The 26,304-nt window shown below is 68.7% G+C and carries 26 protein-coding genes; 12 read left to right on the top strand and 14 right to left on the bottom strand.

Translation table 11 applies throughout. The annotated features are described in order from the left end of the window. Window positions 1-5: 5 nt before the first annotated feature. From rpe to ACOQPP_RS17930, 3 genes are read left to right on the top strand one after another with little or no spacing between them, the layout of a single operon-like run. Window positions 6-683 (top strand): ribulose-phosphate 3-epimerase, encoded by a 678-nt coding sequence (gene rpe / locus ACOQPP_RS17940; RefSeq protein ID WP_419167991.1) that lies wholly within the window; start codon window positions 6-8, stop codon window positions 681-683. A 7-nt stretch (window positions 684-690) separates the two neighbouring features. Beyond that, window positions 691-1,875 (top strand): molybdopterin-synthase adenylyltransferase MoeB, encoded by a 1,185-nt coding sequence (gene moeB / locus ACOQPP_RS17935; protein WP_419167411.1) that lies wholly within the window; start codon window positions 691-693, stop codon window positions 1,873-1,875. Further along, a complete protein-coding gene (locus ACOQPP_RS17930) occupies window positions 1,875-2,807 on the top strand; it encodes a cobalamin-binding protein (RefSeq protein WP_419163172.1) in 933 nt (310 codons plus the stop codon). Before moeB ends, ACOQPP_RS17930 begins: the two co-directional genes overlap by 1 nt. A gap of 42 nt (window positions 2,808-2,849) precedes the next feature. Here ACOQPP_RS17930 and ACOQPP_RS17925 read toward each other — a convergent pair whose 3' ends face one another. Genes ACOQPP_RS17925 through ACOQPP_RS17910 form a run of 4 tightly spaced genes read right to left on the bottom strand, consistent with a single transcriptional unit; the run spans window position 2,850 to window position 6,366 of the window. Beyond that, complete coding sequence (locus tag ACOQPP_RS17925) at window positions 2,850-3,266, bottom strand: type II toxin-antitoxin system VapC family toxin (RefSeq protein ID WP_419167412.1); 417 nt, start codon at window positions 3,264-3,266, stop codon at window positions 2,850-2,852. Then, window positions 3,263-3,610, bottom strand: a complete 348-nt coding sequence (locus ACOQPP_RS17920; protein ID WP_419167413.1) for a hypothetical protein — start codon at window positions 3,608-3,610, stop codon at window positions 3,263-3,265. Before ACOQPP_RS17920 ends, ACOQPP_RS17925 begins: the two co-directional genes overlap by 4 nt. A gap of 48 nt (window positions 3,611-3,658) precedes the next feature. Then, complete coding sequence (gene serA, locus ACOQPP_RS17915) at window positions 3,659-5,269, bottom strand: phosphoglycerate dehydrogenase (RefSeq protein ID WP_419163169.1); 1,611 nt, start codon at window positions 5,267-5,269, stop codon at window positions 3,659-3,661. Continuing rightward, entirely contained in the window at window positions 5,266-6,366 is a 1,101-nt protein-coding gene (locus ACOQPP_RS17910) for a pyridoxal-phosphate-dependent aminotransferase family protein (RefSeq protein WP_419167414.1), read from the bottom strand. Before ACOQPP_RS17910 ends, serA begins: the two co-directional genes overlap by 4 nt. A 317-nt stretch (window positions 6,367-6,683) precedes the next feature. Here ACOQPP_RS17910 and ACOQPP_RS17905 point away from each other — a divergent pair, with 317 nt between their 5' ends. From ACOQPP_RS17905 to ACOQPP_RS17890, 4 genes are all read left to right on the top strand, one after another. Further along, window positions 6,684-7,133 carry a hypothetical protein gene (locus tag ACOQPP_RS17905; protein WP_419167415.1) on the top strand — a complete coding sequence of 150 codons (450 nt, stop codon included), beginning with the start codon at window positions 6,684-6,686 and terminating at the stop codon, window positions 7,131-7,133. A gap of 113 nt (window positions 7,134-7,246) precedes the next feature. Next, window positions 7,247-8,332, top strand: coding sequence for a hypothetical protein (locus ACOQPP_RS17900; protein ID WP_420637114.1), 1,086 nt, complete (start codon window positions 7,247-7,249; stop codon window positions 8,330-8,332). 212 nt (window positions 8,333-8,544) lie between these two features. Beyond that, window positions 8,545-9,213, top strand: a complete 669-nt coding sequence (locus ACOQPP_RS17895; protein ID WP_419167417.1) for a hypothetical protein — start codon at window positions 8,545-8,547, stop codon at window positions 9,211-9,213. A gap of 13 nt (window positions 9,214-9,226) precedes the next feature. Continuing rightward, window positions 9,227-9,511: a hypothetical protein gene (locus ACOQPP_RS17890; RefSeq protein ID WP_419163166.1), complete on the top strand. Its 285-nt coding sequence runs from the start codon at window positions 9,227-9,229 to the stop codon at window positions 9,509-9,511. Between the two features lie 12 nt (window positions 9,512-9,523). On the opposite strand, the gene ACOQPP_RS17885 is transcribed toward ACOQPP_RS17890, so the two are convergent. After that, the gene (locus tag ACOQPP_RS17885; protein WP_419163165.1) at window positions 9,524-10,864 is read right to left on the bottom strand and encodes an alanine/glycine:cation symporter family protein; all 1,341 of its coding nucleotides are present in this window, start codon (window positions 10,862-10,864) and stop codon (window positions 9,524-9,526) included. A gap of 241 nt (window positions 10,865-11,105) precedes the next feature. Here ACOQPP_RS17885 and ACOQPP_RS17880 point away from each other — a divergent pair, with 241 nt between their 5' ends. Both ACOQPP_RS17880 and ACOQPP_RS17875 read left to right on the top strand, forming a co-directional pair. Next, complete coding sequence (locus tag ACOQPP_RS17880; protein ID WP_419167418.1) at window positions 11,106-12,617, top strand: DbpA RNA binding domain-containing protein; 1,512 nt, start codon at window positions 11,106-11,108, stop codon at window positions 12,615-12,617. Beyond that, a complete protein-coding gene (locus ACOQPP_RS17875; protein ID WP_420637113.1) occupies window positions 12,617-13,651 on the top strand; it encodes a potassium channel family protein in 1,035 nt (344 codons plus the stop codon). The genes ACOQPP_RS17880 and ACOQPP_RS17875 overlap by 1 nt, the downstream gene beginning before the upstream one ends. 30 nt (window positions 13,652-13,681) lie before the next feature. On the opposite strand, the gene ACOQPP_RS17870 is transcribed toward ACOQPP_RS17875, so the two are convergent. After that, window positions 13,682-15,181, bottom strand: a complete 1,500-nt coding sequence (locus ACOQPP_RS17870) for a sodium:solute symporter family protein (protein WP_419167420.1) — start codon at window positions 15,179-15,181, stop codon at window positions 13,682-13,684. Window positions 15,182-15,238: 57 nt separating this feature from the next. Further along, complete coding sequence (locus ACOQPP_RS17865; RefSeq protein WP_419167421.1) at window positions 15,239-15,907, bottom strand: hypothetical protein; 669 nt, start codon at window positions 15,905-15,907, stop codon at window positions 15,239-15,241. Between the two features lie 143 nt (window positions 15,908-16,050). Here ACOQPP_RS17865 and ACOQPP_RS17860 point away from each other — a divergent pair, with 143 nt between their 5' ends. From ACOQPP_RS17860 to ACOQPP_RS17850, 3 genes are all read left to right on the top strand, one after another. Next, window positions 16,051-16,356 (top strand): metal-sensitive transcriptional regulator, encoded by a 306-nt coding sequence (locus ACOQPP_RS17860; RefSeq protein WP_420637112.1) that lies wholly within the window; start codon window positions 16,051-16,053, stop codon window positions 16,354-16,356. Between the two features lie 15 nt (window positions 16,357-16,371). Next, window positions 16,372-18,681, top strand: a complete 2,310-nt coding sequence (locus ACOQPP_RS17855) for a heavy metal translocating P-type ATPase (protein WP_419167423.1) — start codon at window positions 16,372-16,374, stop codon at window positions 18,679-18,681. 89 nt (window positions 18,682-18,770) lie between these two features. Next, on the top strand, window positions 18,771-19,112 hold the full coding sequence (locus tag ACOQPP_RS17850; protein ID WP_419167424.1) for an SPW repeat domain-containing protein: 342 nt from the start codon (window positions 18,771-18,773) through the stop codon (window positions 19,110-19,112). A gap of 27 nt (window positions 19,113-19,139) precedes the next feature. On the opposite strand, the gene ACOQPP_RS17845 is transcribed toward ACOQPP_RS17850, so the two are convergent. The 7 genes from ACOQPP_RS17845 to ACOQPP_RS17815 all read right to left on the bottom strand — a co-directional run bounded on the left by ACOQPP_RS17845 (window position 19,140) and on the right by ACOQPP_RS17815 (window position 25,853). Beyond that, complete coding sequence (locus ACOQPP_RS17845; RefSeq protein ID WP_419167425.1) at window positions 19,140-19,478, bottom strand: hypothetical protein; 339 nt, start codon at window positions 19,476-19,478, stop codon at window positions 19,140-19,142. 307 nt (window positions 19,479-19,785) lie between these two features. Further along, a complete protein-coding gene (locus ACOQPP_RS17840; protein WP_419167426.1) occupies window positions 19,786-20,811 on the bottom strand; it encodes a hypothetical protein in 1,026 nt (341 codons plus the stop codon). Continuing rightward, complete coding sequence (locus ACOQPP_RS17835; RefSeq protein WP_419167427.1) at window positions 20,796-21,044, bottom strand: hypothetical protein; 249 nt, start codon at window positions 21,042-21,044, stop codon at window positions 20,796-20,798. Before ACOQPP_RS17835 ends, ACOQPP_RS17840 begins: the two co-directional genes overlap by 16 nt. Before the next feature lie 131 nt (window positions 21,045-21,175). Further along, window positions 21,176-22,264, bottom strand: coding sequence for a hypothetical protein (locus tag ACOQPP_RS17830; RefSeq protein WP_419167428.1), 1,089 nt, complete (start codon window positions 22,262-22,264; stop codon window positions 21,176-21,178). A 20-nt stretch (window positions 22,265-22,284) separates the two neighbouring features. After that, a complete protein-coding gene (locus tag ACOQPP_RS17825; protein WP_419167429.1) occupies window positions 22,285-22,887 on the bottom strand; it encodes a hypothetical protein in 603 nt (200 codons plus the stop codon). Between the two features lie 133 nt (window positions 22,888-23,020). Next, on the bottom strand, window positions 23,021-24,160 hold the full coding sequence (locus tag ACOQPP_RS17820) for a hypothetical protein (RefSeq protein WP_419167430.1): 1,140 nt from the start codon (window positions 24,158-24,160) through the stop codon (window positions 23,021-23,023). A 91-nt stretch (window positions 24,161-24,251) separates the two neighbouring features. Beyond that, window positions 24,252-25,853 carry a DUF6850 family outer membrane beta-barrel protein gene (locus ACOQPP_RS17815; protein ID WP_419167431.1) on the bottom strand — a complete coding sequence of 534 codons (1,602 nt, stop codon included), beginning with the start codon at window positions 25,851-25,853 and terminating at the stop codon, window positions 24,252-24,254. Window positions 25,854-26,304 lie beyond the last annotated feature (451 nt).

Raw genomic sequence — 26,304 nt, 5'->3', positions numbered from 1 at the left:
GGGACATGCCGGGCGGACGGGTGATCGCGCCCTCGATCCTGGCCGCCGACTACGCGCGGCTGGGCGCGGAGGTGGCCGAGGCGGAGGCCGCGGGCGCGGAGTGGTTCCAGCTCGACGTCATGGACGGGCATTTCGTCCCGAACCTCACGATCGGGCTGCCGGTGCTCGAATCGCTGCGCGCGGTGACGGACGCGTTCCTGGACGTTCACCTAATGATCGACAACCCGGGCGAGTTCCTGGAACCCTTCGCGGCGGCCGGCGCCGACATGATCACGGTCCACCAGGAGGCCTCGGCGCACCTGCACGGAGACCTTCACCGGATCCGGGAGCTGGGGTGCCATGCCGGCGTGGCCCTCAACCCGGCCACCCCCGCCGAGACGCTGTCGGAAGTACTGGGCTCCGTCGACCTCGTCCTCGTGATGACGGTGAACCCCGGGTTCGGGGGACAGAATTTCATCCGCGAGGCGGTGCCGAAGATCTCGACCGTCCTCCGGATGGCCGCGGACCGCGGCATCGGGCCGCCGGTCATTCAGGTCGACGGAGGGATCGATCCGACCTCGGCCCCCGTCTGCGCCGCCGCCGGGGCGTCGTCGTTCGTGGCGGGCTCCTCCGTGTTCCGGTGGGCGCCGGGGATCGCCGCAAACATGGCGGCGCTGCGCGCGTCACTCGCCGTCCACGTCTGAGGGTGCCGTGAGCGACGAGCTTTCGCGTGACGAGCTGGTCCGGTACGGGCGCCACGTCAGCATCCCGGAAGTGGGCCTGGAAGGGCAGCGGCGGCTACGGGCGTCGAGCGTCCTCATCGTCGGGGCGGGCGGTCTCGGTTCCCCCGCCGCCCTCTACCTCGCCGCCGCCGGAGTGGGGCGGCTCGGGCTGGTGGACCACGACCTCGTCGAACTCTCCAACCTTCAGCGTCAGGTGCTTCACGACACGCGTGCGGTCGGCACGTCCAAGCTCGCTTCCGCCCGGGCGCGGCTCGAAGGGCTGAACCCGCACGTCGCGGTGGAAACGTTCGAGACCCGTCTGGATTCCGGCAATGCGCTGGACATCCTCGCGGGGTGGGACTTCGTGGTCGACGGAAGCGACAACTTCCCGACCCGGTATCTGGTGAACGACGCCTGTGTGATGCTCGGGACGCCCTTCGCGTACGGGGCCATCCTCCGCTTCGAGGGCCAGGCGTCGGTCTTCGCGGCCCCGGGCGGCCCTTGTTATCGCTGCCTGTTCCGGGATCCTCCGCCGCCCGATCTCGTGCCCAACTGCGCGGAGGCGGGGGTGCTCGGAGTCCTGCCGGGCATCGTGGGGTCGATCCAGGCGAATGAGGCCATCAAATGGCTGGCCGGGATCGGTGACACACTTGCCGGACGCCTGCTCCTGATCGATGCCCTGCGGATGGAGTTCCGTTCGCTGAACATCACGCCGGACCCCGAATGCGCGGTATGCGGGCCGAAGCCGAGCGTGACGGAACTCATCGACTACGAACGCTTCTGCGGGGGGCCGTTGGACGGTGCGGACGCTGGCCCCGCGGAAACGGAGGACACCGAGGAAGCCATGGAAGAGCTGGAGATCGACGTACATGAACTGAAACGCCGCGTCGACGACGGGGAGACGTTCCAGCTCGTCGATGTGCGTGAATACTACGAGTGGGACATCTGCAACCTGGCGCACGCGGGGGCACGGCTCGTGCCGCTCGCCACGCTTCCGGAAGCCGTCGAGAGCTTCGATCGGGCGGCCCCGCTCATCATCCATTGTCGCTCAGGGCCCCGGGGAGACCGGGCCGTCGCGTACCTGCGCGCGATGGGGTACGACAATGCGGTGAACCTCGCGGGCGGCATTCTCGCCTGGGCCGAGGAGATCGAACCCGGAATGCCGCAGTACTGATGACACCGCCGACCCCGCGCATCGTCTCCCTGCTCGCGTCGGGGACGGAGATCGTCGACGCCCTCGGTCTCGATGGGTACCTCGTCGGCATCTCTCACGAGTGCGATCACCCGCCGCACCTGCTCGACCGCCCACGGGTCAGCCGACCGCGCTTCGATCCCCGGGGCCTGTCCAGCGGCGAGATCGACGCGGCGGTGCGACGGGCGATGACGGAGTACGGCAGCGTCTACGAGATCGACGAACCCGTCCTCGAGGACCTCGACCCCGACATCATCATCACGCAGGCCGTCTGCGAAGTCTGCGCCGTGCCGACCGGCGGCGTGCGGGAGGTCCTCGGCGCGCGGGGTATCGAGGCCGAGATCGTATCGCTCGACGCGCACACGATCGAAGACATTCTCGCCTCGGTGGCGCAGGTGGCACGCGCCGCCGGAAATGCAGAGACCTCGCGAAGCGCGACGGTGGCGCTGAGAGGGCGACTTGACGCCGTGCGAGACGTCGTGCGCGGCGCCGAGCGTCCTCGGGTGCTGGGCATCGAATGGCTCGACCCGCCGTTCGCACCCGGACACTGGGTACCGGAGATGATCGACCTCGCCGGGGGTCGGAACCTGATCGGCGAGGCGGGTCGCCCCTCCCGTGAGGTGCGGTGGGACGAGCTGGAAGGGCTGGACCCGGACGCGCTGCTCATCATGCCCTGCGGATACGGTCTCGAAGGGGCCCGGGCCGATGCCGACGCCCATGCCGAGCGCCTGCGGCGGGTCGCGCCGCGCGCCATCGCGGAGGGCCGGGCATGGGTCGTCGACGCCTCCTCGTACTTCAACCGCTCGGGTCCCCGCTTCGTGACGGGCGTCGAGATCCTCGGCGGACTGCTGCACCCGGACCTCCTCCCCGCGCCCGCTTCGGAGCACGCCTCGGTCTGGGCGACGCGACGTTAGCAGCCCGTGGTGAAACTCCGCTGCCAGCGACCGCCGGCCGGTTCAGGCCGCCGCAGGAACCATCACGAAGCCGGCCGTTCCGAAGTGCCGGTCCAGCGTCAGCGCTTCTTCGATACCCAATTCGGTCATGATGGCAAAGCTCGCCGCGTCGGCGAGCGAGAAGCTCTGGTCGGAAAAGCGCCGGAGCCACCGGGCTACGGCCACCGCTTCCCGCTCACTCGTGACGTACTCGACTCGATTTGGAGGTTGCCGGATCGCCTCCAGAAAGGTGAGCGCGGCCCGCCGTCCACCTCGACGCAGCAGGAGGGCATGAGTCTCTGCCACCACGAGGTTTGTGGTAACGACTGCCCAACCCGACCGGACTCGAACCCGAAGGGCCCCGGCGACCGCCTTGTGGTCCGGGTGGGCGCGGTCAGACACCGGATACCATCCGCTCGTATCGACGAACAGCGCCCTCACCCGCAGGCGCCGCCACGAGGCTCGTCCGGCGAATCGAGCGGCCAGGCATCGATTTCGCCGGCGGTGAGGAACTCGTCGTGATCGCGCGCTACATCGGCGTGCGGCTCCCCCGGCGGTGGTCGCGTCCCGCAGAAGATACCGATGATCGACAGCGCGGGGTGAAGATCCGGGTCCGAGAGCTGTAACTCCAGCGCCTCGAGGCCTCTCCGCAGAACGTCCGACTTCGTCGTGTCGAGCGTGACCCTCAGACGTTCGAGCCGATCGCGCTCCGTCGCCGCCAGATAGACCTGGACCGGCTCCGAGACTCGCCGCCCTTTGCCCTCGTGATCATGAATTGCTGTCATGATTCATGATACGATGCAGACCGCCGGGATGCTAACCACGGGCTGGGTTCAGTCGAAGTTGACTTGGCGGACTTCCTCCACAGCGTCGAGGTCGTTCAGACCACGCAGCACCTCGGGTGGGAGTTCGCCGTCGATGCGCACCACCCCCAGGGAGCGGCGCCCGCCTCTACGCCGTGCGAGGTGGTACTCCGCGATGTTCGCGTTCGCGGCGCCGAGCACGGTCCCGACGGCGCCGATTACGCCCGGCTGGTCGTGGTTGCGGATGAGGAGACAGGTCCCGCTGGGTTCGGTGTCCACACGGAAGGTCCCGACGCGCACGATCCGAGGCTCCATCCGGGACCCCATGAGCGCCCCTCCCACCACCTCGTGCCCGGTCCGGCCGGAAGCCACGCGGAGTTCGACGTAGTTCGTGTAGTCGCCCTCGGCCTGGGTACGGACGCGTGTGATCTCCAGGCCGCGTTCGGCCGCGATCGACAGCGCGTTCACGACATTGAGCGGGGGAGCGACCCGGCGCTCGAGGAAACCCACGACCACGCTCGCCGCGAGCGGTCCCAGCACACCATCGCGAGGCCCGCCGTACCGGACCTCGATGCGGCGGGGCGCGGCGTCGGCGAGCCCGGCCAACAGGCGACCCAGACAGCGACCCAGGTCCATGATGGGCCCGGCGCCGTCCCGGTCCTCCGCTTCGAACGGCGCATTGAGCGCAAGGCTGTAGTCGTCCTCGAGCAGCGCGTCGCGCACGGACACGGCGATCTGCCGGGAGACCTGTCGCTGGGCCTCGAACGTCGAGGCGCCGAGATGGGGCGTGAACACGAGCCGGGGCGCTTGCCGGAGCGGGCTGTCGGCGGGAAGCGGCTCGGTCTCGAACACGTCGAGGCCGGCGGCGCCCAGGTGGCCGCTGGTGAGCCCTTCGGCCAACGCGGCTTCGTCCACCAGGCCGCCCCGGGCCGCGTTGATCAGGATCGCGCCCGGCCGCATGGCCTTGATCTTCTTGCGTCCGATGAATCCTCGATTCTCGGCCGAGAGCGGGACGTGCAGCGTAATCGCGTCGGACGCAGGCAGAAGAGTGGCGAGGTCGACGAGTTCGACGCCCAGATCGCTGGCTCGCTCGGCGTTCACGAACGGATCGTGGCCAACCACGCGCATGTCGAACGCTCGCGCCCGCCAGGCGACCTCCGCCCCGATCCGGCCGAGTCCGATGACCCCCAGCGTCTTCCCGCTGAGCTGGATGCCCCGCAACTCCGTACGTTTCCATTCCCCGTTGCGCATGCTCGCGTCCGCCTCCGGCAGCCGGCGGGCGGCAGCAAGGAGAAGGGCGAACGCCAACTCGGCGGTCGACTGGGTGTTCGCGGCCGGAGCGTTCAGCACCGCGATCCCACGCCGGGTGGCCGCCGGGATATCGATGTTGTCCACGCCGACGCCCGCACGTCCGACAACCCGGAGCGAGTCGCCGGTCCGGAGGAGTTCCGCGTCTACCTTCGTGCGGCTGCGGACGATCAGCGCAGACGCACCCGGCAGCGCGGCCAGGAGCGTCGGGCGATCCGCCTCGCTGAGATCCTCGACGACGAGGGCCGGTGCGGCACGCAACGTCTCCAGCCCGTCCGGGAGAAGTGGATCGGCGATGATCAGGCGCTGGGCGCCCTCGGTCGAACCGCTCACAGCACCTCGTCGAGTACCGCCAGGAGCGCCTCCAGTTCGTCCAGCGTGTGCTCCCCCATGTGTCCGATCCTGAACGAAGATTCCTTCAACGGCCCGTAGCCTGCGGCAACCGTGTATCCATGCGCCCGGGCGCGCGAGGCGACTTCGGGCCCGGTCAGGCCGTCGGGAAGCACGATGGCCGTTACGCACGGCGACCGATAGCCCTCCGGCGCCAGCACATGCCACGGCTGGCCCGTACGGGCGGCCGTTCGTTCCACCCATTCATAGGTTCGGCGCGCCATTTCGTCGTGCCGTCGCCACCGCGCCTCCAGCCCCTCCTCCATCATGCGGGCCAGTTGCCGATCGAGGGCGAAGAGCAGCGAGACCGCGGGCGTGTTCGGGGTCTGCCAGCGTTCGAGGTTCTTCTCGAACTTGAGGATGTCGAAGTAGAAGCCACGGTGCTCGACCTCCCGGGCGCGGGCGAGCGCCCGCTCCGACGCCACGGCCAGCGCCAGGCCAGGGGGCAGAGCCACCGCCTTCTGGGAACCCGTGAGGACGAAGTCCAGACCCCAGTCGTCGGTCCGCACCGGCGCACCGGCGAGCGACGAGACGGTGTCCACCGCGATCAGCACATCATCGAATTCGCGCACGACGGCGGCCAGTTCCTCGAGCGGATTCAGGACACCCGTCGAACTCTCGGAATGCACCAACGTGACGAGGTCGTAGCGGCCGGGCGCTTCGGACAGCGCGGTCCGCAGTCGGTCCGGCAGGTTGGGTTCACCCCACTTCGCCTCGAGCGTATCGGCCGGGCGTCCCGTAGCCCCGGCGATGGCGTGGAATCGCTGGCTGAACGAACCGTTGGTGAGGCAGAGCGCGCGGCGGCGCGTGAGGTTCGTGATCGCGGCTTCCATCATCCCGGTGGCGGAGGAGGTCGAGAGATAGACCGGCCGCCATGTCTGAAACAGCCGCGAGGCGGCGGGCTGCATCTCCTCGATGAGCCTCGACACCTCCGGGCTCCGGTGCCCCACGACGGGTCGCCGCATGGCGTCGAACAGATCGGGCGGAACTTCGGTCGGGCCGGGGAGGAAAAAGCGGCCGAACGAGATTTCGGAGCTCATGGCGGGAGATGGTATCGCCCACGGCCCCGCGGGGCCAATGATCCGGTTGACGCGCCGCTGGGAGCGCAAGATCTACGACCGGGAGGGCCGCCCGCTGCCAAGCCTCCAACGGAGCCCGGGAGGGCGTGTGAAGCGGCGTTCGGAGCCCGCTCCGAACCGGAACCGGACATGTTACGTGCTACCAAGCCGGACAACTTCATTTGCTCCCTACACAACACACAACCCTTTGGGGCAGCCTTGCGGAAACGCACGACAGATGTTAAGAGATTCGGGAGCGAGTCCCGGGAGCGAGTCCCATTCATATCCGGGAGGCTCCAATGTCCCACCGCAGGCCCTCTTTGTTTCCCGCGTTTCTGGCCGTCGTCATCACGCTTTTGGCTTTGCCGTCGGCCGTGAATGCCCAGAACGATCCACCACCCGAAGCGATCATGCACCTCGCCGGGAACGTGCCTGCGTTGATTGCGGACGATTCCGGGGACGCCACCGCAAACTGTGAGGAAAACCCGGCTCCCGGTGGCAGCTTGAACGGTTCGGACATTGTGTCCGCGGCCTCCGAGAGCGTGGCCCGCGACGTGAAGGCTCCGGCGACTTCGGCGCAGCAGGGCCCCTGCGAGTCCGGGATTTGGGCCGAATACGAGGGCCCCGGGATCGGAGTCGTGTGGTGCAGATTGACCTCATCGCACTATTGGTGCTGGGACTTCGTCATCATCCAAGTATGCCAACAGCACTGCCATTACGGCGGGTGCGGCGAGCACATCAAGTTCTGATGGTGATGTGCAAGGCGGCACGTTCCCCTGCGCCCGGCCGTATCTTCGGGCTGGCTGTCGTGCTCCTGGCCGGACTAGCCGCGAGCGCTTCGCCTTTACCGGGCCAGGAGAGAATGGAGATCGACTCCCGCGGGGGCAGGATGATCGTGGGAGGCATGAAGTATGCGTTCACCACGTTTGGCGGGAACGCGTTGGACCATGCGCGTGGAGTGCTGTATGTGGTTGAGAGCGCCGACCCGTTCCGCGTTCAGGCCTTATCTCTTTCCGACGGCAGGGTGCTGAAGGCGTTCGGCGCCGGGGAAGGCGACGGTCCCGGAGAGTTGCGCGGCGTCGTCGCGGTTGCGGCCGTCGATGACGGCGTGCTGGTGGCGGATCACGGCCGTGTGCTCCGGTGGGATTCCAAGGGTAACCTGCTTGCGTCGTGGCGGCCGTCCGTACCCGGTGTGCCAAGCATCTGCTCACTCCGCAGTGAACCAGCGACGCCGGTCCTGGGCGGGATCGCATTCCGACCGCCGGACGGGGGGATCTCCACGATTCCGGCGAATCTGCCCCCGCTGGAGAGGCTGCTGCCCCGAGATGACCCGGAGGCGGCCGAGGAAATCGCCATGGAGATCATCGCCTCCAACATCGCCTGCGCCGACGATGTGGCGTACGTGCAGTTGGGTAACCGAATCATGGCGTATTCCTTGAATGGGGCCGTGTTCGAGCTTCCGATCCCGACCCCGCTTGCCGAGGATGCCCGCAGATCACGGCCGGAGCCGCGCGAGGGATCGGGTACCTACACCAGCTGGTATCACAGCATGTCGAGCGATGACCGCGGGAGGATCGTGCTAATTCAATTGTCGTTGCGTGCGCACGAGTTTGCAGGTGCCGCGATTGACCCCGGCACCGGATGCTACTCCCTGATTGTGGACGAGGAGGATGGGCACCGTTCCCGGCAACTCATGGGCGTTTACCGCGACAGTGCGCTCATGTACGAACGGGACCGGATCGAGCGCGAACTCGATGGTCGAATGGTGACGGTCCTAACGACGTCTACGAGCAGCATATGGTTAAGGCCGATCCGGGACACGGGAGGAGCCGCGCCCTGTCAACCGGGTCCTGCACGCGGCGGTAGGGCGGGGCGGCGCCATGCGGGCCGACGGCGTCATGGCCGTGGATGGGCCGCTTCGCTTTCAACATCGGACACGCGCATCTAACGTTCGCCCCCACCATCCCGACCACGGATGACCCAACTGTACGCCCGCGTACGCCGGGCCCTGCTGCGCGGGGGCGTCGGGACTCGCCGAGTGCGAACCTTCGCCGGCGAAGTGCCATCGGTTTCCTCGCGCTCGTCGCTTCCGAGGGGCCCGGGCTGGCGCAGCTCTATGCGCGTACCGCATGTACGACGCCGCGGGCGACGGGGCACGCGATGGTCGGCGTCACACCGGGGTGCGACGCCGAGGCTGCGGAGCAAGGCGTCGATCCTCGTCGGGCCACCCGCCACGCCGCTCGATACCGTACGGAGGGCGATGTCTCCGCCAAGGCGCTGAGAACGCTCGTGCTGGACGATGTCCCGGGGCTGGAGCCGACGTGGTCGGCCGTCGAGGCGGTGCCGCAGGCGTCGGACAAGGGGGTGCGCCGGATCGCGACGACCCACGCCCGCGCTGTGGCGTTCGACGAACTGGTCGAGCGCGGGCTGCCGTGCGCGCCGGTGGCCGCGGGGCCAATGATTCGGTTGACGCGCCGCTGGGAGCGCAAGATCTTGCGGTCCGATCAAGGGCGCGTCGCTCCGCCGGAGCCGCCCCCGGGCCGTGATCGCCGAACCGGAATTCACATGCGCTACGTCACCATCACCGACCTTTCTCCGGAAGACGTCCTCGAACGCGCAAAGCGTTTCTTCGGCGAACATTCCGGGCTTCAGGTGCGGGAGGAGACGGAGGCATCGGTCACCTTCACGGGCGAGATCGGGCTGGCTCGGTTCGCCGTCGACCGCGCCGGAGGTCACACCAACGTACGCGTGGAGACGGACCGCGTGGTGGGACTCGATGTGACCGACCTCGCGAAGCGTTTCCTCTACACCCTCCGCAACCTCCACTGAGACCGGGTACGGGATGAACGCCGGAGAACGGATCACGGTTCGTCTCATCATGCCCGACCGCTGGCTCGAGCACGTGGCCGAACTGCCGGCCGACACCACCGTGGCCGCGGCCAAGGCGTTCGGGATCCGTGAGATGCTCCAGCGCTCAGCGGACGACCCCGCCGACTTCTACACCGAGTACGCCGAGCGCCGGATCCGGGACGAGACGCGCACGCTGACCGATGTGGGCGTGTCGCCGCGCGGGGTCCTGTCGATCCGGGCCTACGATCTGGGCCACTACCCGCCCTTCATGGGCTGACCCCACGGGCTGCTATCTGCGGCCGAAGTAGCTCCGCGTCTCCCGCCACACGACGCCTGACAGCAGGAGCAGGCCCACGAGGTTGGGAGCCGCCATGAGGCCGTTGAGGATGTCGGAGACCAGCCACACGACATCCAGTTCCACGACGGCGGCCAAACCCACCACGAGCACGAAGGCCAGACGGTACGGTTTGATCACGCGCTCGCCGAGCAGGTACGCGAAGCTCCGCTCCCCGTAGTAGGACCACCCGAGCATCGTGCTGAACGCGAAGGTGGCGAGACCCAGCGCCACCACGATGTTTCCGGCACCCGAGAGGAGACCCGTGTCGAAGGCCATCTGCGTCATGTTGGCGCCCTCGGCGCCGGAGCTCCACGCCCCCGTGGTGAGGATCGCGAGTCCCGTGAGGGTGCAGACGACGATGGTGTCGATGAAGGTCTGGGTCATCGACACGAGCGCCTGCCGTACGGGTTCCCGGGTCTGGGCCGCCGCAGCGACGATGGCCCCCGTCCCCAGCCCCGACTCGTTCGAGAAGATCCCGCGCGCGACCCCGAACCGCATGGCCTGCAGGACGGTGTAGCCGAGGGCGCCACCCGCCATCGCCCGCCCACCGAAGGCGTGCTCGAACACGAGCCCGAAAGCGGCCGGGATCTCCGCCGCGTTGGAGATGAGCACGAGACCGGCGGCGCCCATGTAGAGGACGATCATCGTCGGCACGATCACGCTCGCCACACGGCCGATGGAACGGATGCCGCCGATGATGACGAGGCCGACCGCGGCCGCGGTGACGAGGCCCACGATCCAGTGCGGAACGCCGAACGACTCGTTCATCGCGTCCGCGACCGCCTGCGACTGGACGCCGTTGCCGATCCCGAACGCGGCGAGCGTCGCGAAGGCGGCAAAGGCGATGGCCAGGCCCCGGCCCAGCCCACCGCGGCCCAGCCCGTGTTCGAGGTAGTACATGGGGCCGCCGGCCTTCTCGCCCCGGGCGTCCGTCTCCCGGTAGCGGACGCCGAGCACCGCCTCCGCGTACTTCGTCGCCATCCCGAGCAGCCCCGTGACCCACATCCAGAACAGCGCGCCGGGGCCTCCGGCACCGATGGCGGTCGCGACACCCACGATGTTGCCGGTGCCGACGGTGGCGGCGAGGGCCGTCATCAGCGCCTGGAAGTGTGAGATGTCGCCCTCGCCATCGGGCTCGCGTCGCTTCACGAGCGCGAGCCAGAGCGCATGCCACAGGCGGCGGAACTGGAGGCCCCGCAGGAGGAAGGTGTACACGAGGCCCGTCATGAGAAGGAGGATGATGAGCGGCACCCCCCATACCCACGCCTGAATTGTCTCCAGGGCCTGGATCACGGGAATCGCGTTCGCCTCGTGCTGAGAAATCCAGAGAGAGCCCGCGGGCGGGCCGCGGCGCGTGGAGGGGTGACGTTAGACCAGCGTCGGCGCCGACGTCAACGTCAACGTGGAGGGCCTCCGAGGGGCATCGTCGGGCCGAGGCACTCTTTGGGCGGATCGACGCCTTGCGTACCTTGCCAGCGATCCGGACGGAAGCCCACTCACGACCCTTGTCCACCTTCTTCGCGAGATCCCGCCCTTGAATCAGGACCAGTCGGAGGATTCGGTCGAGACGGTCGCGGCGCCGGAAGCGCTCGAGGCCCTCGCGGCGGCGGTCGAGCGCGGGCGCCACCTCGCGCTCGTCGCCGCTGAAGGCGCGGGGCTCGCGCAGCTCTATGCCGCGGCCGCGACGCGAGACCTGGAGTCCGCGGCCGCCGATGGGCGCGTCTTCGTGCTCACCGCATCCGTCGACCGCGCGCGGCGCTGCGCGGCTCGCATGTACGAGGCGGTTCGAGAAGCCGGGCACAACGTTGTGATCGTCGCGCCGGGGTCCACGCCGGACGCCGCCCACCAGGCCCCTGTCCTCGTGGGGCCGCCGGCCCCACTCCTCGAGGCGGTCCGGAAAGGTGACATCCCCGCGTCGGCGATCTGCACCCTGGTCCTCGACGACGTGCGGGCGCTGGAGCCGGCGCGGGCCGCCGTCGAGGCGATCTTGCAGGCCTCCGACGAAGGGGCTCGCCGGATCGCGACGACCCACGCCCGCGATGCGGCGTTCGACGAGTTGATCGTCCGCCGGTTGCCGCGCGCGCGCCGGTGGCCGAACGAACTGTTCGGAGAGCCGGGCGCCACGGCGCCGGGTGCGGGCCGGGTGTCCGGCGGGCCGATCGCCGTCGCGAGCCGGGCTACGCGAGCAGGGCGACTGGCCCGCCTGGCCGAGCTGCTCCACGACATCGCCCGGGCCGACGCCGGGACCGCCGTCAGCGTCGAAACGGCTCCCGCCGCCATCGACGAGGTACGCGCAGCCCTCTCGGTGGCCGGCATCGATGTGCCCGCAGCCGGCGTCGACCACCCCGTGCGGATCGGCGCGTGGGGCCAGGTCGAGCCAGCCCCGGACGCGGTCGTCCTCGGGCTGCCGCCCACGCCGGCGCTCCTCGCCCGCGCGGTCGAGGGCGCCGATCGCTGCTACGCCATCGTCGACACGCTGCACGAGCGGCAACTGGAGCTGACCGTGGCCCGGGCCGGGCGGTCCGTGACGCCCTTCGCCGAGCGGGCGGATCCCGATCTGATGGACGAGGTCGCGGCCTTCCGGGCCCGCGTCTCGGAAGCCATCGAGCAGCAGGACCTGGCCAGCGGCGCCCTGCTGCTCGCGCCGCTGATCGAAGCGCACGGAGCCCCGCGCGTTGCCGGCGCCCTCGCCGGCCTGCTCCGTGCGACGGACCGCGCCGACACGAGCGCTGAAGCCCCTGCGGCCGACCGCCCTGCCCCCCGCTCCGACGCGAGCGCCGAACGCGCGACCCGTCCGACCTGGACCCGGGTCTTCGTCGGCGTGGGCAAGCGGGACGACGCCGGCCCCGGCGACCTCGTCGGCGCGATCACGGGCGAGACCGGCGCGGCCGGCGGACAGATCGGGCGCATCGACATCCACCAGAACTTCACGCTCGTCGATGTCGATTCGCTCGTGGCCGACGAGGTCGTCCGCGGTCTCGACGGCCGCATGATCAAGGGCCGACAGGTCGTGGCCCGACTCGACCGTGGCGCGGCACGCGGCTGATGTGCTGCCTGCCGGACTTCTCCCGCTTCAGGAACCGCCTGCTGGGGGCCGTCTTCTTTACGGCGGGCCTCGTCGTGGTCGGGACGATCGGCTTCTCCCTCATGCCGGGCTGGAACCTGTCGGACGCCTTCTTCATGACCGCGATTACGGTCTCGGCGGTCGGATACGGTGAGATCCAGACCCTGACGCCCGGCGGCCGCCTCTTTGCGAGTTTCCTGATCGGGGGCGGCATCGTCACGCTCGCGATCTGGTTCGCCTTCATTACCGCGACACTCGTCGAGGCTGACCTGGACCAGGCATTCACGAAACGCAAAACGATGAAGAGGATCGAGCGCATCAAGGACCACGTGATCCTGTGCGGCGCGGGCCGTACCGGACTCCACGTGATCAAGAGGTTTGTCACCCGTGGCGACGCTTACGTCGCCATCGAGAGGGACCCCCACCAGATCGCGGACGCACGGCAGTTGGACCCGAACGCACTCATCATCGAAGACGATGCGACGAGTGACGAGGCTCTGGCGGCGGCGGGCATCGGCCGTGCCCGGGGGCTCATCGCCGCACTCAGCGCGGACACCGACAACGCCTTCGTCTGTCTGGCGGCGCGGGAGCTGAACCCGGATCTGACCATCGTGGGCCGCGCCCGCTCGGAGGACTCGGTCGGAAAGCTGAAGAAAGCCGGCGCCGACCGCGTCGTCACTCCGAACGCGACCGGCGGCGTCCAGATGGCTTCGCTCGTCCTGCGTCCGGACGTGACGCTCTTCGTCGACGTGGCGGGGGAAGACGGCCTGGAGCTGCTTCTCGAGCAGGTACTCGTGTCCCCGACTTCGGAACTTGCCGGGCTCTCGCTGGCCGAAGCCGCGATTCCGGCCAGAACCGGGTCACTCGTCGTGGCGATCCAGCGAGGCGAACCGGACGAAGGAGACGGGTCCTTCCTCTACAACCCGGGTCCGGGGGAACGGGTGCGACCCGGCGACTACCTCGTCGTGCTCGGCCCTCCGGACAAGCTCGACGACCTCCGCCGCCTGCTCGCCTGAGGAGGTCCCGGCTTCACGATCGCTGCAGGACTAGAGCCGTTCCGGGTTCTTCTGGAAGAAGGGCGCCCACTTCTCCTCGGGCGAGGGCGGCGTGAGCAGGCTCACCACGATCAGCAGTCCCAGCGAGATGAGGACGCCGGGGATCACGATGTAGTCGCTGGAGGCGAAGTCGAACTCCATGCCCCCGAGCGTGGCGCTGAAGCTCACGCCGAGCCGGGAGAGAACGGCGATCCCGACGATGCTCCCGAGCCCGCCCGCGATGCAGGCCACACCCCCCTGCGGCGTCACGCGGCGCCACAGGAAGGCGGCCAGCAGCGCCGGGGTCAGGCTCGCCCCCACGAGCGAGTAGGCGTACAGCGCCATCGAGAGCACGGTGTCGAACTGCGTCAGCAGCACGAGCCCCAGGCCGCCGAACAGGACGATGCAAAGACGCTGCAGTCCCAGCTTCCTCGCTTCGCTGGCGTCCGGATCGACGAAACGCTCGTAGAGGTCACGGCTCACGTTGGTGGACGGCACGAGCAGGAAGGTGTTGCCGGTCGAGAGCACGATGGCGACCGCCGCCGCGAGCAGGATGGCCCCGCCGATGACGGGCAGCCCGTTGGCGGCGATGTAGAGGATGACCGTCTCCGACGCGGCCCGGCCGACGAGCGAGACCTGCTCCGGATCCGCCAGTTCCGGGAATACGGCCCGTCCGACGATCGCGATGAGGGCAAGCGTCGTTTCGATGAAGACGACGCCGACGAACATCCCGACCACCGCCTTCTTGGCCGACCCTGCGTCCTTGGCCGAGAAGAACTTCTGGTACATCCCGCTCTCGCCCAGGATGAGAAGGAACGTCGGCATGGCGACGCCGAGCACCCAGAGGATGTTGTGTCCCCCCAGCATCGTCAGATGCCCTTCGGGCAGCCCGGCCGCGATCGCCCCGACCCCGCCGTTGGAGAGGACGAGATAGGGGAGGCCGATGACGATGCCGAGGGTGATGATGATCCCGTTCACCAGGTCCACGGAGACGATGGACACCATCCCCGCGAGCGCCGTAAACGTCACGATGGTGATGGCCGTGATGATCATCCCTGTCGTGGGCGAGATCGCGCCGTCGGTGACGATGCTCAGGATCCAGCCCCCGCCCCGGAACTGGTAGGCGGCGATCGTCACGTAGGCGAGGATGATCGCGACGGTGCCGAGGACGCGCGCCGCCGCGTTGTAGCGCTGCTCCAGCAGGTCCGGGACCGTGTATTTCGCGATCGCGCGCACGCGGGGGGCGAGGTAGAACGCGACGAGCAGCCCGGCCCAGGCGCCGAAGGAGAACCACAACTCCGCGATGCCCGTGCGGTACGCCAGCCCCGCCCCGCCGAACAGCGACCCGGACCCGATCCAGGTGCAGACGAGCGTCCCCACGAGGAGGGCGACGGGGACGTTGCGGCCCGCGACCATGAAGTCCGCGTGGCTCTTGATCTGCCGGGAGCGCCACAGCCCGATTCCGATCAGGATGAGGGGATAGCCGAAGACGGCGATCGTGAGCAGGTCCATCGGTCCTCCGCCTTCCGGGGGAATCCGCTACTTCCAGTTCCGCTACTTCCAGTTCCGCTACTTCCCTTTGGACATCCGGCGCTTCAACTCCTCGAGCATGGCATCGGCTCGCGCCTCCCGCAGTTCCCGTTCGGCCGCGAAGTCCCGCCGTGGCGTGCCGGCGGACGGGTTCAACTCGCTCTCGACCTCTCGCTGCGCTTCGTCGAGATCGGTCCGGCTTTCCATCTTGTCCGCCATGCGGTCGAACGCATCGACCGAGTCGAAACGGCTCGCGGAGTGCCCGATCGCCCGCGCGCGGCGCTGCTGGACGGAAAGCGAGTCCCGGCGCGCGATCGCGCTCTTCAACTGCTCAGCGCCCTGCGCGGCTTCGTCCCTGTGCTGGAGGATTTCGGCCTGGGTCGCCTCGGCCTTGATGACGAGCACTTCGAGACGCTGCCGGTGCCGCCCCGCGAACCGGTTCGCCACCTCGACCGTCTCGGTGTCGCCGATCTCGGCCGCCTTCGCCGCCCGCCGCTCGGCGGTCCGGGCCGCGTTCTTCTCCTGGTCGGCCTGACGCACGAGCGACTGGAGGAGCGTCTCGAGTTCGGTGATCCGCGCACGCGTCTCGACGAGTTCCTCGCGCATGGCGTGGATGACGCGGTCGATGTCGTCTTCCGAGACGCCGTCCTGTTTCGCCTCCATGCGGTCGAGCGCATCGTCGACCATCTGCCTGAGTTTTCTGAACATGGCCCTGAGTTTAGCAGCCCCCGGCGAAACGCCGCCACCGATCTTACCTTGCCTTGCGGCATATACCATACCCTTGTATAGTATTTATCCCTGAAGATCGTCGATGGCTGGCGGAGCGTGGAGAGCGTACGGAGTGAATGGCGGTGAGCGATGCGGGGGCGCATGCGATGGGGATCGCGGAGGGGACGAAGCGCGACCTCGACCGTCGGCTGGCCCGGATTCGGGGACAGGTCGGGGGCATCGCCCGCATGGTGGAGGACGAGCGATATTGTCCTGACATACTGCAGCAGTTCGCCGCCGTTCACTCCGCGCTTCGATCGGCCGAGAAGGAACTCCTGATGAACCACCTCGAACGCTGCGCCACGCACGCAATCGCCGAAGGAGGCGACGCCGCGGTCCGCGTGCGCGAGGAGATCGCGGACCTCTTCATGCGCTTCGCCGGCAAGTAGACGGCAGGCGACCCGATGTCGAACGCGCCCCCCCTGAAGAAGACATACCGGATCACGGGCATGCACTGCGCCGGCTGCGTGGGCTCGGTCGAGAAGACCCTGAACGCGATCGACGGCGTGGAGGCGACGGTGAGCCTGCCGGCGGAGTCCGCCACGCTTGCCCTGACCCGTGAGGTGGGCTTCGACGAACTCGCCACGGCGGTCCGGCAGGCGGGCTACGGGATCGAGCCCCTGGCGGACGTGGACCGCGGGGAAGCAGAGCGCAGGCGCCTCGCGGACACGGAGGCGCGCTCACGCCGGGCGTGGCGGACCATGTGGACCGCGTGGGCGCTCACGGCCCCGGCCATGGTGTGGATGCTGCCCGAGATGTTCGCCGGGCTGCGCTGGCCGTCGCCGCTCGTCTTCGACCTGGGGGTGACGGCGCTCGGAGCCGCCGTCCTCGCCGGCCCGGGGGCGGAGACATTGCGCAGTGCCTGGCGCTCGGCGCGCGGCGGGATGCCGAACATGGACGTGCTCATCGCGCTCGGGGCGGGCGTCTCCGTGCTCACCGGCGGTTGGGCCGTCCTCCACGTGCTCGGCTTCGCCCCGATGATCATGAACTTCGCGCCCGTGGGCGCGATGATCGCCTCCATCCACCTCACGGGACGTTTCGTCGAAGCCAAGGCGCGCGGCCGCTCTTCCTCCGCGATCCAGGCCCTGCTCTCGCTCGAGGCTCCGACGGCCCGCATCGAACGCGCGGGCGCCGAACTCGAGGTGCCGACGCGGGATGTGGGGGTGGGCGACGTGATGATCATCCGTCCGGGCGAGAAGATCCCCACCGATGGCGTCGTCCTCCAGGGACGGAGCGCGGTGGACGAGTCGCTCGCGACGGGAGAATCGATCCCGGTCGAGAAGGGGGCGGGGGACGCCGTCCTCGGATCGACGGTGAACCACTCCGGCGCCCTGCGGGTGCGGGCGACGGGCGTGGGCGAGGACACGTTCCTGTCGAACGTCATCCGCCTGGTGGAGGAAGCGCAGGCGAGCAAGGTCCCGATCCAGGAGTTCGCCGACCGGGTCACGGCCATCTTCGTGCCCGTGATTCTGGTCGTCGCGCTGGCCGCCTTCGCAGGCTGGTTCGCCCTGCCCGGCGTCTTCACCGATGCCGCGCGCTGGGCCTCGGGCTTCCTGCCGTGGGTGAACCCGGAGTTGGGCCCGCTCTCGCTCGCACTCTTCTCGGCGGTGGCGGTACTGGTCATCGCCTGTCCGTGCGCGCTCGGGCTCGCCACCCCCACCGCGCTCATGGTCGGCACCGGCCTCGGAGCGACCCGCGGCGTCCTCATCCGTGACGGGGCGGCCGTCCAGACGCTGGACCGGGCCGACACGCTCGTCTTCGACAAGACGGGCACGCTGACCCGCGGCGCCCCGCGCGTGGTGGCGGTGTACGTGGCGGCTCCCCCGCCCGGCGATGCGGCGGAGAACGCCGACCCCGGGACCGGCGAAGCCCGGGTGCTCGCGCTCGCGGCCTCGGTCGAGGACGCGTCGGAGCATCCCCTCGCGCGCGCCGTGGTCGGGGAGGCGCGCCGCCGGGGCGTCGCGATAGCACGCGCGACCCACGTGGAGGCCCAGGTCGGCATGGGGATCGTCGGCGTCGTCGACGGGGAGCGGGTCGTCGTCGGGAACACGCGGCTGCTTGGCGAGGCGGGCGTCTCGGGCGAGGACATCGCGGGGCTCGAAGAACGCTTCGGGTCCGACTCGCGCACCGTCGCCCATGTGGCCGGCGGCGGGCGGCTGCGGGGTACGATCGCGATCGCCGACCCGGTGAAGGAAGACGCGCGCGAAACCCTCCTCGAGCTGAGCCGCCGCGGCTTCCGGACCGTCATGCTCACCGGAGACCGCGAGGCCGTGGCGGCCGCCGTCGCGCAGCAACTCGGAATCGACCATTTCCAGGCCGGGCTCCTCCCCGCCCAGAAGGTCGAGGCCGTCCGGAAGCTCCGCGCCGAAGGCCACACCGTGGCGTTCGTGGGCGACGGGATCAACGACGCCCCCGCGCTCAAGGCGGCGGACGTCGGCCTCGCCGTGGGCACCGGCACCGACATCGCGATCGAAGCCGCGGACATCACCCTCGTGCAGGGAGATCTGCGCTCCGTACTGCGCGCGACGAAGCTCGCCCGCGCCACCTTCCGCAAGATCCGCGAGAACCTCTTCTGGGCCTACGTCTACAACGTGGTCGCGATCCCGGTCGCGTTCCTGGGTCTCCTCCACCCCGTCATCGCGGAAGCCGCGATGGCGCTGAGCTCGATCTCCGTCGTCACGAACGCGAACCGCCTGCGCCGCGCCCGGTTGTAGCCGCCCGCCAAGGTTTGCCTTCGTCCGTGCGGGCGCGCATCATAGGCGCCGGTTCTTCTGATTCATCCGGTTCTTCCAAGAGAGGTTCGATGGCCTCACGCTGGGTCGGTCTCGGATTGGGACTCTGGTATCTGGGCGCCCCCTTCATCTGGGCGTATCCGTTCGGTTTCCTGTGGTGGCACAGCGTGGTGTTGGGGGGCTCGATCCTCGTCGTCACCATCACGTTCAATCTCGGGATCAACCGGATCAGCGGCTGGGGCCTGATCGCGCTCGGCGCCTACAGCATGCTGTCGCCCTTCATCCACGGGTATCTGCCCAACGCGCAGGCCTTCTTCAACGACCTCATGTTCGGCGTGGTCACGGTGGGCACCGGCATCGCGATGGGCGGGGCGGGCATCGAACACGCCGACGAGGCACACAGCACGGCCTGACCCCCGACGTTCCCGCGGGAACGTTCTCTACTTCGGATCGAGACCCAGCGCGCGGGCGAATGCGTCGTAGTCCACCAGCGCCACATGCGGCACGGGCGTGGTGGCTTCGAGGAGTACGGAACGGCCGGGTCGGGCGTCCAGCAGCGCCACCCGGCTGCTCGTGTGGAAGGCCGCCGCGTCTTCGTCCAGCGGAACGAAACGCGTCCCGGACTCGCCGCTGACCCAAGCGGAAAGGATGCGAGTCTGATCGAGGATGGCCGCTCCGACGAAGATTACGGGCGGTAGCTGCCGGATGACTTCATTGCCGCCGCGCTGTTCCGTGGTCGGGCCGGGATCGGCGAACTCGGGGACAGTGTCCACGGCCACCAGCCGATAATCGGGACATGCCAGGGTAAGCGTCTCGGGAGGATCCCTGGCGTCGTGGTGGAGCAGGATCAGTTCTCCACCCGTGGCGAGGCGGCTGGAGCCGCCAAGGGCGCGCCTTTGCCGGGCCCGGCGCTCCGCCGGACTCGCGCCCTCGATGATCGCGGTTGGAGGATCGGCGAGCGCGCCGAACGACCGGAGCCAGACGATGGTCCCATCCGTATCCGGCCCCGGCCCGTAGGCCCGCAGGCCGCGAGACCCGCGAGCAGCACGATTCTGGAAGGTGCCAGTATGCGCAGGGAACGCCTCATCAATCCTCGGGAAGTTCGTACCAATCTACCTCATTGTCCGTGAGGCCGTCGGATCGGCGGAGCGCGATGAGCCGGTTGCCGAGGATATCGATCATGCTCACGTCGCCCTGGAGTTGCGCGGTCCCCGTGAACGAGGCTGACGCGAGGTCGTAGATGTCCGCGTAGGCGCCTTCGTCTTCCCTCAGCCGCAGGATCCACAGTTGGCCTTCCGGATCGACGCCCGCGGAGCCGTACCACGGAGACGCGCGCGCACGGTAATCCTCGGCGGTGTATCCCGGATCGAAGCCGCCCGGGTTGTTCTCTCGGGCCCGCACCATGTTCGCGATCGTCTCTTCGCTCGTGAACCGTTCCGTGTAGGTCGGCGACCGGATCACGACGGCCTCGCCCGACCCGGACGGATGCCAGAGCAGGAACTCGCCGAAGCAGGCCACATGGACGATGCCGGTGCCGGCCGGGAAGGCGGCGCCGATCTTGTCCTGGCCGGGCCCGGGGGGCGTCCGGCACGCCACGACCGAGGGATCGGGCAGCCACTTCCTTAGGACTTCGCCCGTCCCGAGGTGGATCTCCGCATGGGCGTCTACAGGGTCGCCACGCGCCATGTGTCTGGTGAGGGCCGTGCTGTCCGTCAGCCCGCTGAGACCTATGGTCATGCCGCCCGTCGGGGCACTCGATACGAACACGCCTTCGGGTGTGAACCGCGACATCCGGTTCAGGCGTGTATCGCTCATCGTGATGTCTCCGTGCGGCCCCCGGGTGATCGCGGTCGGCATCACCAGTTCCCCCGGGCCCTCGCCCGGTTGCCCGAAGGTCAGCGAGTCCCCGCGTACGTCCACGCAGTAGCCCTGGATCCTGTACCGATCGACGACGCAGGCCGTGTCGGGGCTGATCAGAACCGCGCCCAGAAGCGATGTCGGAAGGCTGGCCGATGCGAACGGTTCGAGGTTGACCGTCACGCCGGGGGCCGCCTCCTCCCCGCGGCACGCGAGGAGGAGAGCCGCAGCCAGGAGGCCTACTGAACGCCGCACTGGTCTCCCATGCAGTCCCGGAAGACTCTGGCGCCCTCTGTGTCGGCCCACCCGCGCGCGATACTCTCGCTCGCGGCCTGGCCGATCATGCCATCGTACCAGCTGTTCCAGGTATCCATCGCGTGGCTGTGGCAGGAGGCCGTACACGCGTCCGGCTCGACCTGCCCCGCGAGCGGCAGCGCCATCCCAAACATCAGTATCAAGCTGGTGAACGCACGCCGTGGTCGTCGCATGGGCTCTCTCCCGTGGTTCGTGTACCGTCCGAACTGTTTCCGGACGCAGCGGGGCATAGTCCCCCGTGCGCTGGATGCTGGAAGAGGGTCAGACCTTACACGAAGCCGAGAGCGATGGGCCGGTGCGGCAGTCAGCGTCGAGCGGTCAGGGGGGTCACGTCGAACCAGTCCACGCGGCGCTCCGAAATCACGCCTCCGGTGTCCCGTTCCACCAGGACCGCGAGCGTGTTCCCGAGTACATCCATCCCCACGACCTTGTCCGCCACCTGTAGCGTCAGCGCGTACTCGGGACCGGTATCGGTGAGGTGGTACATGTCGATATGGCTGAGGTCGGGGATCACATCCTCGGCATTCCAGTGTGACACCGCCCAGAACCGACGCTGGTCGTCCACAACCCGCGCGCCGTACCAGACCTTGGGTCTCGCCCGGATTTGTTCCTCGTCGAGGTTGGGTCGGAAGCCGCCCGCCGGAATCGAATTCAGCAGCCTTAGCGACGCGGCCACATCCTCCTCCGTCGGATACCGTTCGACATACGTTGACCGCACGATGGCCGTCGGGCCCTCCGCATCCCGGTCGGCGTACCACACCAGAAACTCGCCGTAGCACGTAACGAATAGAAGACCGCCGCCCGCCTCCCGATATCCCAACCCAAGCTGCCGACGACGCGGTCCCGGCGTCGGGGTAGAACAATCCACGACATCCGCTTCGTCGGGGAACGCCCGCTCCCGTACCACACGACCCGTGGCCGTGTCGATCTCCGCGTTCACGAAGTAAGGGCTGCCCGCCGGGTCGCGCTTCAGGTAGCTGCCCGCCAGCGTCCCATCCATGGCCGGACCGCTGCCCGACAACCCCCTCGGGATACCCGGAGTCGAGGTCAGGAACTCACCCAATCTGGAGAACACCGAGAGACGTTGCATTCGACCATCAACGACGCCGATCTTCCCGGCCGGTCCACGAAGAATCTCCCTCGGGTCGGTGAACTCACCCGGCCCCTCACCTTCGTTACCGAACGTGAAAGACTCACCGCCCGGATCGGTACAGACGACGCGGTACCAGTACGTATCGATGACGCACACCGGACCGACCTCCAGCAAGACGATCTCATCGCGCATGCTCGGAGGCGACACCACGGAGGCATACGGCTCGAACCGGACCGATGGCGACGCGGAATCACCCTGCTCGCCACACGCGGCGGCGAGCAGGGTGACAGCGACGAACACAGCCCGCCGATGACGCAACCTCAGATCGCCAGACGCGCGATACCCAGGAGCAGCCAGAGGAGGTCGGCCAAGAGCGAGAGCCCACACCCCCACGCCGCCCCAACGATTAGGCGCTTGTCGCCGCGGAGGCGGCAATACGCGACGCCGAGCAGCGCGTGAAAGGCCGTATCGAATACTCCCACGGCCGGGATGTCGGCCGGGGACCGAGGGAACGTTGAAAGTGGTATCGCGGTCGCATGCACCACGACGCCCGGCGGGGGGGGATCCAGCAAGGCGGGGGTGGTATCCCCCAGGAACATTGCATCGGGATCCGGCAGCAGGGCCGCCGCAGCCCCAGCGAGGTCTACGCCACCCGCCGCCAGGACAATCCGGAGCGCGTGGCCGGCAAGCAAGATGTAACCGGTGTGCACGGTCACGCTGAAGAGTTGTCGGAACGAGACTCTCTTCCCGGGCGTGAGCCGAGACACAGCCAACAGAATGCCCGCCAGTGCCGCGAAATATAGAGGAGTGATGAGGACTTCGCGGACCACGGAAACGACAGCGTTCGCGACTACGACAACCGGGAGAGCGAAGGCCGGCCAGGACGCGACTCCGTACTCGTGATGCACCAGTCCGGCAATCATCCACAGACATGCACTCGCGAAAACGTATGTGACCAGCGCACGCCTCCACACTGGCTCTTCCGCCACCGCATCGAACGACAGCAGGACGCGCCGGCTGAGAGCGTGCGGCCGGACCCGGGGGGAATTCACTCCGTCACGGATCAAGCGGGGCGGCGGCGAACGGCAGCAGGCCGGGCTCGGCCGGAAGCAGCTCATAGACGCGCACCTGGTCCATGCAGAGTTCTACCAGCCGCCGGCCGACAACGGCATAGTCCACTCCGAAACAACCGGAGGGGCGTTGGTGCCCCCCGCGAGCAACGACGGAAACCGAATCGTCGGTCGAGAGAGGGATCGTCGTGGCGAGAGCCAGGTGGCCGGTCGCATACGGCGTTACCCAGAGATCGCCCAGCAACATCCGCACGCCCCGCGAGAACGGGATGACCGAGCGTACCGCGTACCGCGGAACCCCCTCCCGCCCGCCGGTCTCGCGGGACTCCCGTTCGATCGCCTCCGCGTCGGCGGCGAGCGCCTCGGTGAGCCACGCCGGAAAGGCGAGCGGGGTGATGTCGGTGATCCGGGCCGCTGCGATGTCCAGCGCGATCCGCCACGCGCCGTAGGCCCGGACATCGGTGTTCCGAAACGCGACGACCGTGTCGGGCGCGACGACCGCGAACTCCAAGTCGTGCTCCGCCCACAGTGACCGGAAGTCGTCAGGCGCCAGCTCCGGGGGGAGTTCTCCGGCGAGATCCACCTCGTCGCCGCCGGTCTGGACGGTCAGCGAGACTTGCCGGCCGACCTTTCGGTACAGTACCGCGCCGTCCGGCAGCACGGCGAAGCCCCGCACCAATTGCGGAACCCGCACCTCCTCCAGCAAGTGTCCGTCAGGATCGAACCGCGACAGGCGGGCGAGCCGGAGGTCGGCTACCCACACGCCGCCTCGGGGATCGGCCTCGATCGAATGCGGGTCTTCAAACTCACCGGGGCCGCCGCCCGGACCTCCGATCACGGCTCGCAGCTTCGCGTCCCGGTCGAGACTGAGAACACGCTTCGCGAACACGTCGAGGACATATATCTCGTCCGCGCCGGCGGCACCGACGGCGAGATCCCACCCCCGCTCGATCAGGAACTCCGATCGCATGTCGAGAGGATCGGGAGGGAAACCCGCAATGAACGCGCCGGGTTCCAGGACGCGATAGCCGGCCGCCGAGGCCGCGGAGGGGGCGACCGACGCGGTGGGCGGGTTCCCGCTCGACAGGTCACAGCCCCAGCCGCACGCAGTGCTGACCAGGACCATCGCCGCCGTACTGCGGCTGGCTATACACAGCCTCATATCAAGTACCAACTTGCCAGCGTCCTTCGCTCACCCCGTCGTACCCCTCCGCCGGTCATACGTGCAGTTCCGCAGGAGTGGCGGGTTGGCCACGCCCGTACTGGGCGCGGAGCCAGACCGTCCTGCTGTCGTTCGACCCGATGAGGAGCGTGGCCTGCGCCGCCCAGCCGGTGGCTCCCGTGGCCATGAGCCCGAGTTCCGGGGCGATCCACTTCTCCCACGCGGAACCGAATTGGCCGGGCGGGGGCGTAGTTGAGGATACGCCGTACGTCGACACCACACTCCCCAGCGACACCGCCATCTGCCCGGACAGGCGCCGCGCAAGTTCGATCCCGAGCGCGGGGGACCATGACGAGAACTCCGAGCCCGTCCGGCTGAGGCGGTCCCAGCGGTCGCTCGTGTTCCTCGTCAGGATGAGACGGGCGCCCACCTCCCATCCGCCCAGGGGCTTCCACCTTCCATCGGCCTCGATCCGGAGCCTCCGATCCGTGGACTCGAAGTGTTCGAGATCGAGATCGCCCCGAAAGCCCCTGCCGACCAGCGTCGTGAACCGGGCATCGAGCGCAAGGTCGAGGGAGCCGGAGGAGAGCGAGCCCGCTCCACCGAGCGTCCAGCCGCGCGTATCCCAGTCGTCGGCGAGCTCCCGAAAAATAAACGTCGTGAAGCGGCTTTCGGTAAGCGCTTCGCGTCGGCCGTAGACGACCCACTTCACCGCTCCCGCGCGCCCGCTCGCCGAGACGGTGAGTCCCTTCGCGTCGCGCTCGAACCGGCGTCGAAGACCGGCCGCGAGGAGGTCGAACGCGACAAGCGGCCCATATCCCTCGGGCGTGTAGGCGCGGGATGCGGCAGCCCTTGAGTGGATGGTTGAGGTTTGGGCGGTCTCCTGCAGGCCGCCGAGAACACCGATGGTGAGGCCACCGGAGGAGGACACCCATGCGAGACCCACGGTCGCGCCGGGAGTCGCGGTCCGGTTCAGGCGCGGCACTCTGGCATCATCGGTGAACGTCCGCTGAGACTCGTATCCGAGGGCGAGTCCCAGGGCGAGACGTCCGAATCGCCATCCGCTGGCTCCTTCAACGCGGACCAGCGTGCGGGTTTGAGCCTCGCCGGTCGTGTCGAACACGGCGAAGGGGCTCGTTCCGTAGGGCATGAGCTGGTCGGAGAAGGCGCCGTCGCCGAGACCGGTCCGCTGAACGACCAGGCGCCCGATGACCGCCGCGCGCTCGGACAGCGGCCGCCACCCCGAACCGGTGAGGGTGCCGTTCGTAACCTCCGTGGGGTCGAGGGGACGCCGATAGCCTCCGGACCGGTTCTCGCGCGAGATCGAGAAATCGGTGCGCCGGTCCTCCAGTTCGAACGGCAGGGCGGCCGGATTACCGACCGTCCACAGTGTGCCGACCCGGGGAGCCGGAAGCGCCAGCAGGGCCGGGAACGGGCTCTCGGAGCCGGGCAACGTCCGGGGCAGGTCTCCGAGGACTTCCAGCGGCCGCCACCGCGCGAGCCAGGGCTGTTCCGCGCGTGGGGTCGCGGCCGCTGCTTCGGCAGCCTGGCCCGCCGCCGGCGCGGGCCCCGTGGCGCCCATGCCGAGTGCACCGAGGACGCTCGCGACAGCGATGTCGCCCCAACCGGCCCGCGTGACGCCTCTGAACCGTGTCACCGCCTAACCGCCCCCGCCCAAAGCCGGAAAGACGCCATGGAGAGGCAGGAGCACCTCGAGTCCGAACCGCACGTCCGGATACAGCCGGGGGCGTACGCCCGGTCCGCCCACCCCCCTGCGATCGAAAGCGTTGAAGAACCATAAGTTGATCTGTCCGTTGAGGGGCAGGGTCTTTGGACCTGAAAGCTCAGCATCCAATCGGCCGGGCTCGCCCGCCTCGTCCGAACCGTCCCCGCCCTCGGGACCCGCAGATTCTGATACTCCGGCAGACCGCGATCCGCCTTCGGGACCCGCACCAGTTCCCCCCGTCGCGTGATGTAGCCGACGAAGGCCAGGGAGTCGTAGGCGGCCTCGTCAACGAACTCATCCGTGATGTTGTGTTGAATCGTCGCAGTGAGAACCAGGCCCAGCTCCGGCTGATGGTGAATCGCCCGGTACGTGACCATCGCCG

It is taken from the genome of Candidatus Palauibacter sp. (assembly GCF_965222475.1).
In the GTDB taxonomy this organism is placed as follows: domain Bacteria; phylum Gemmatimonadota; class Gemmatimonadetes; order Palauibacterales; family Palauibacteraceae; genus Palauibacter.
This window is presented reverse-complemented; position numbering and strand designations above follow the sequence as displayed.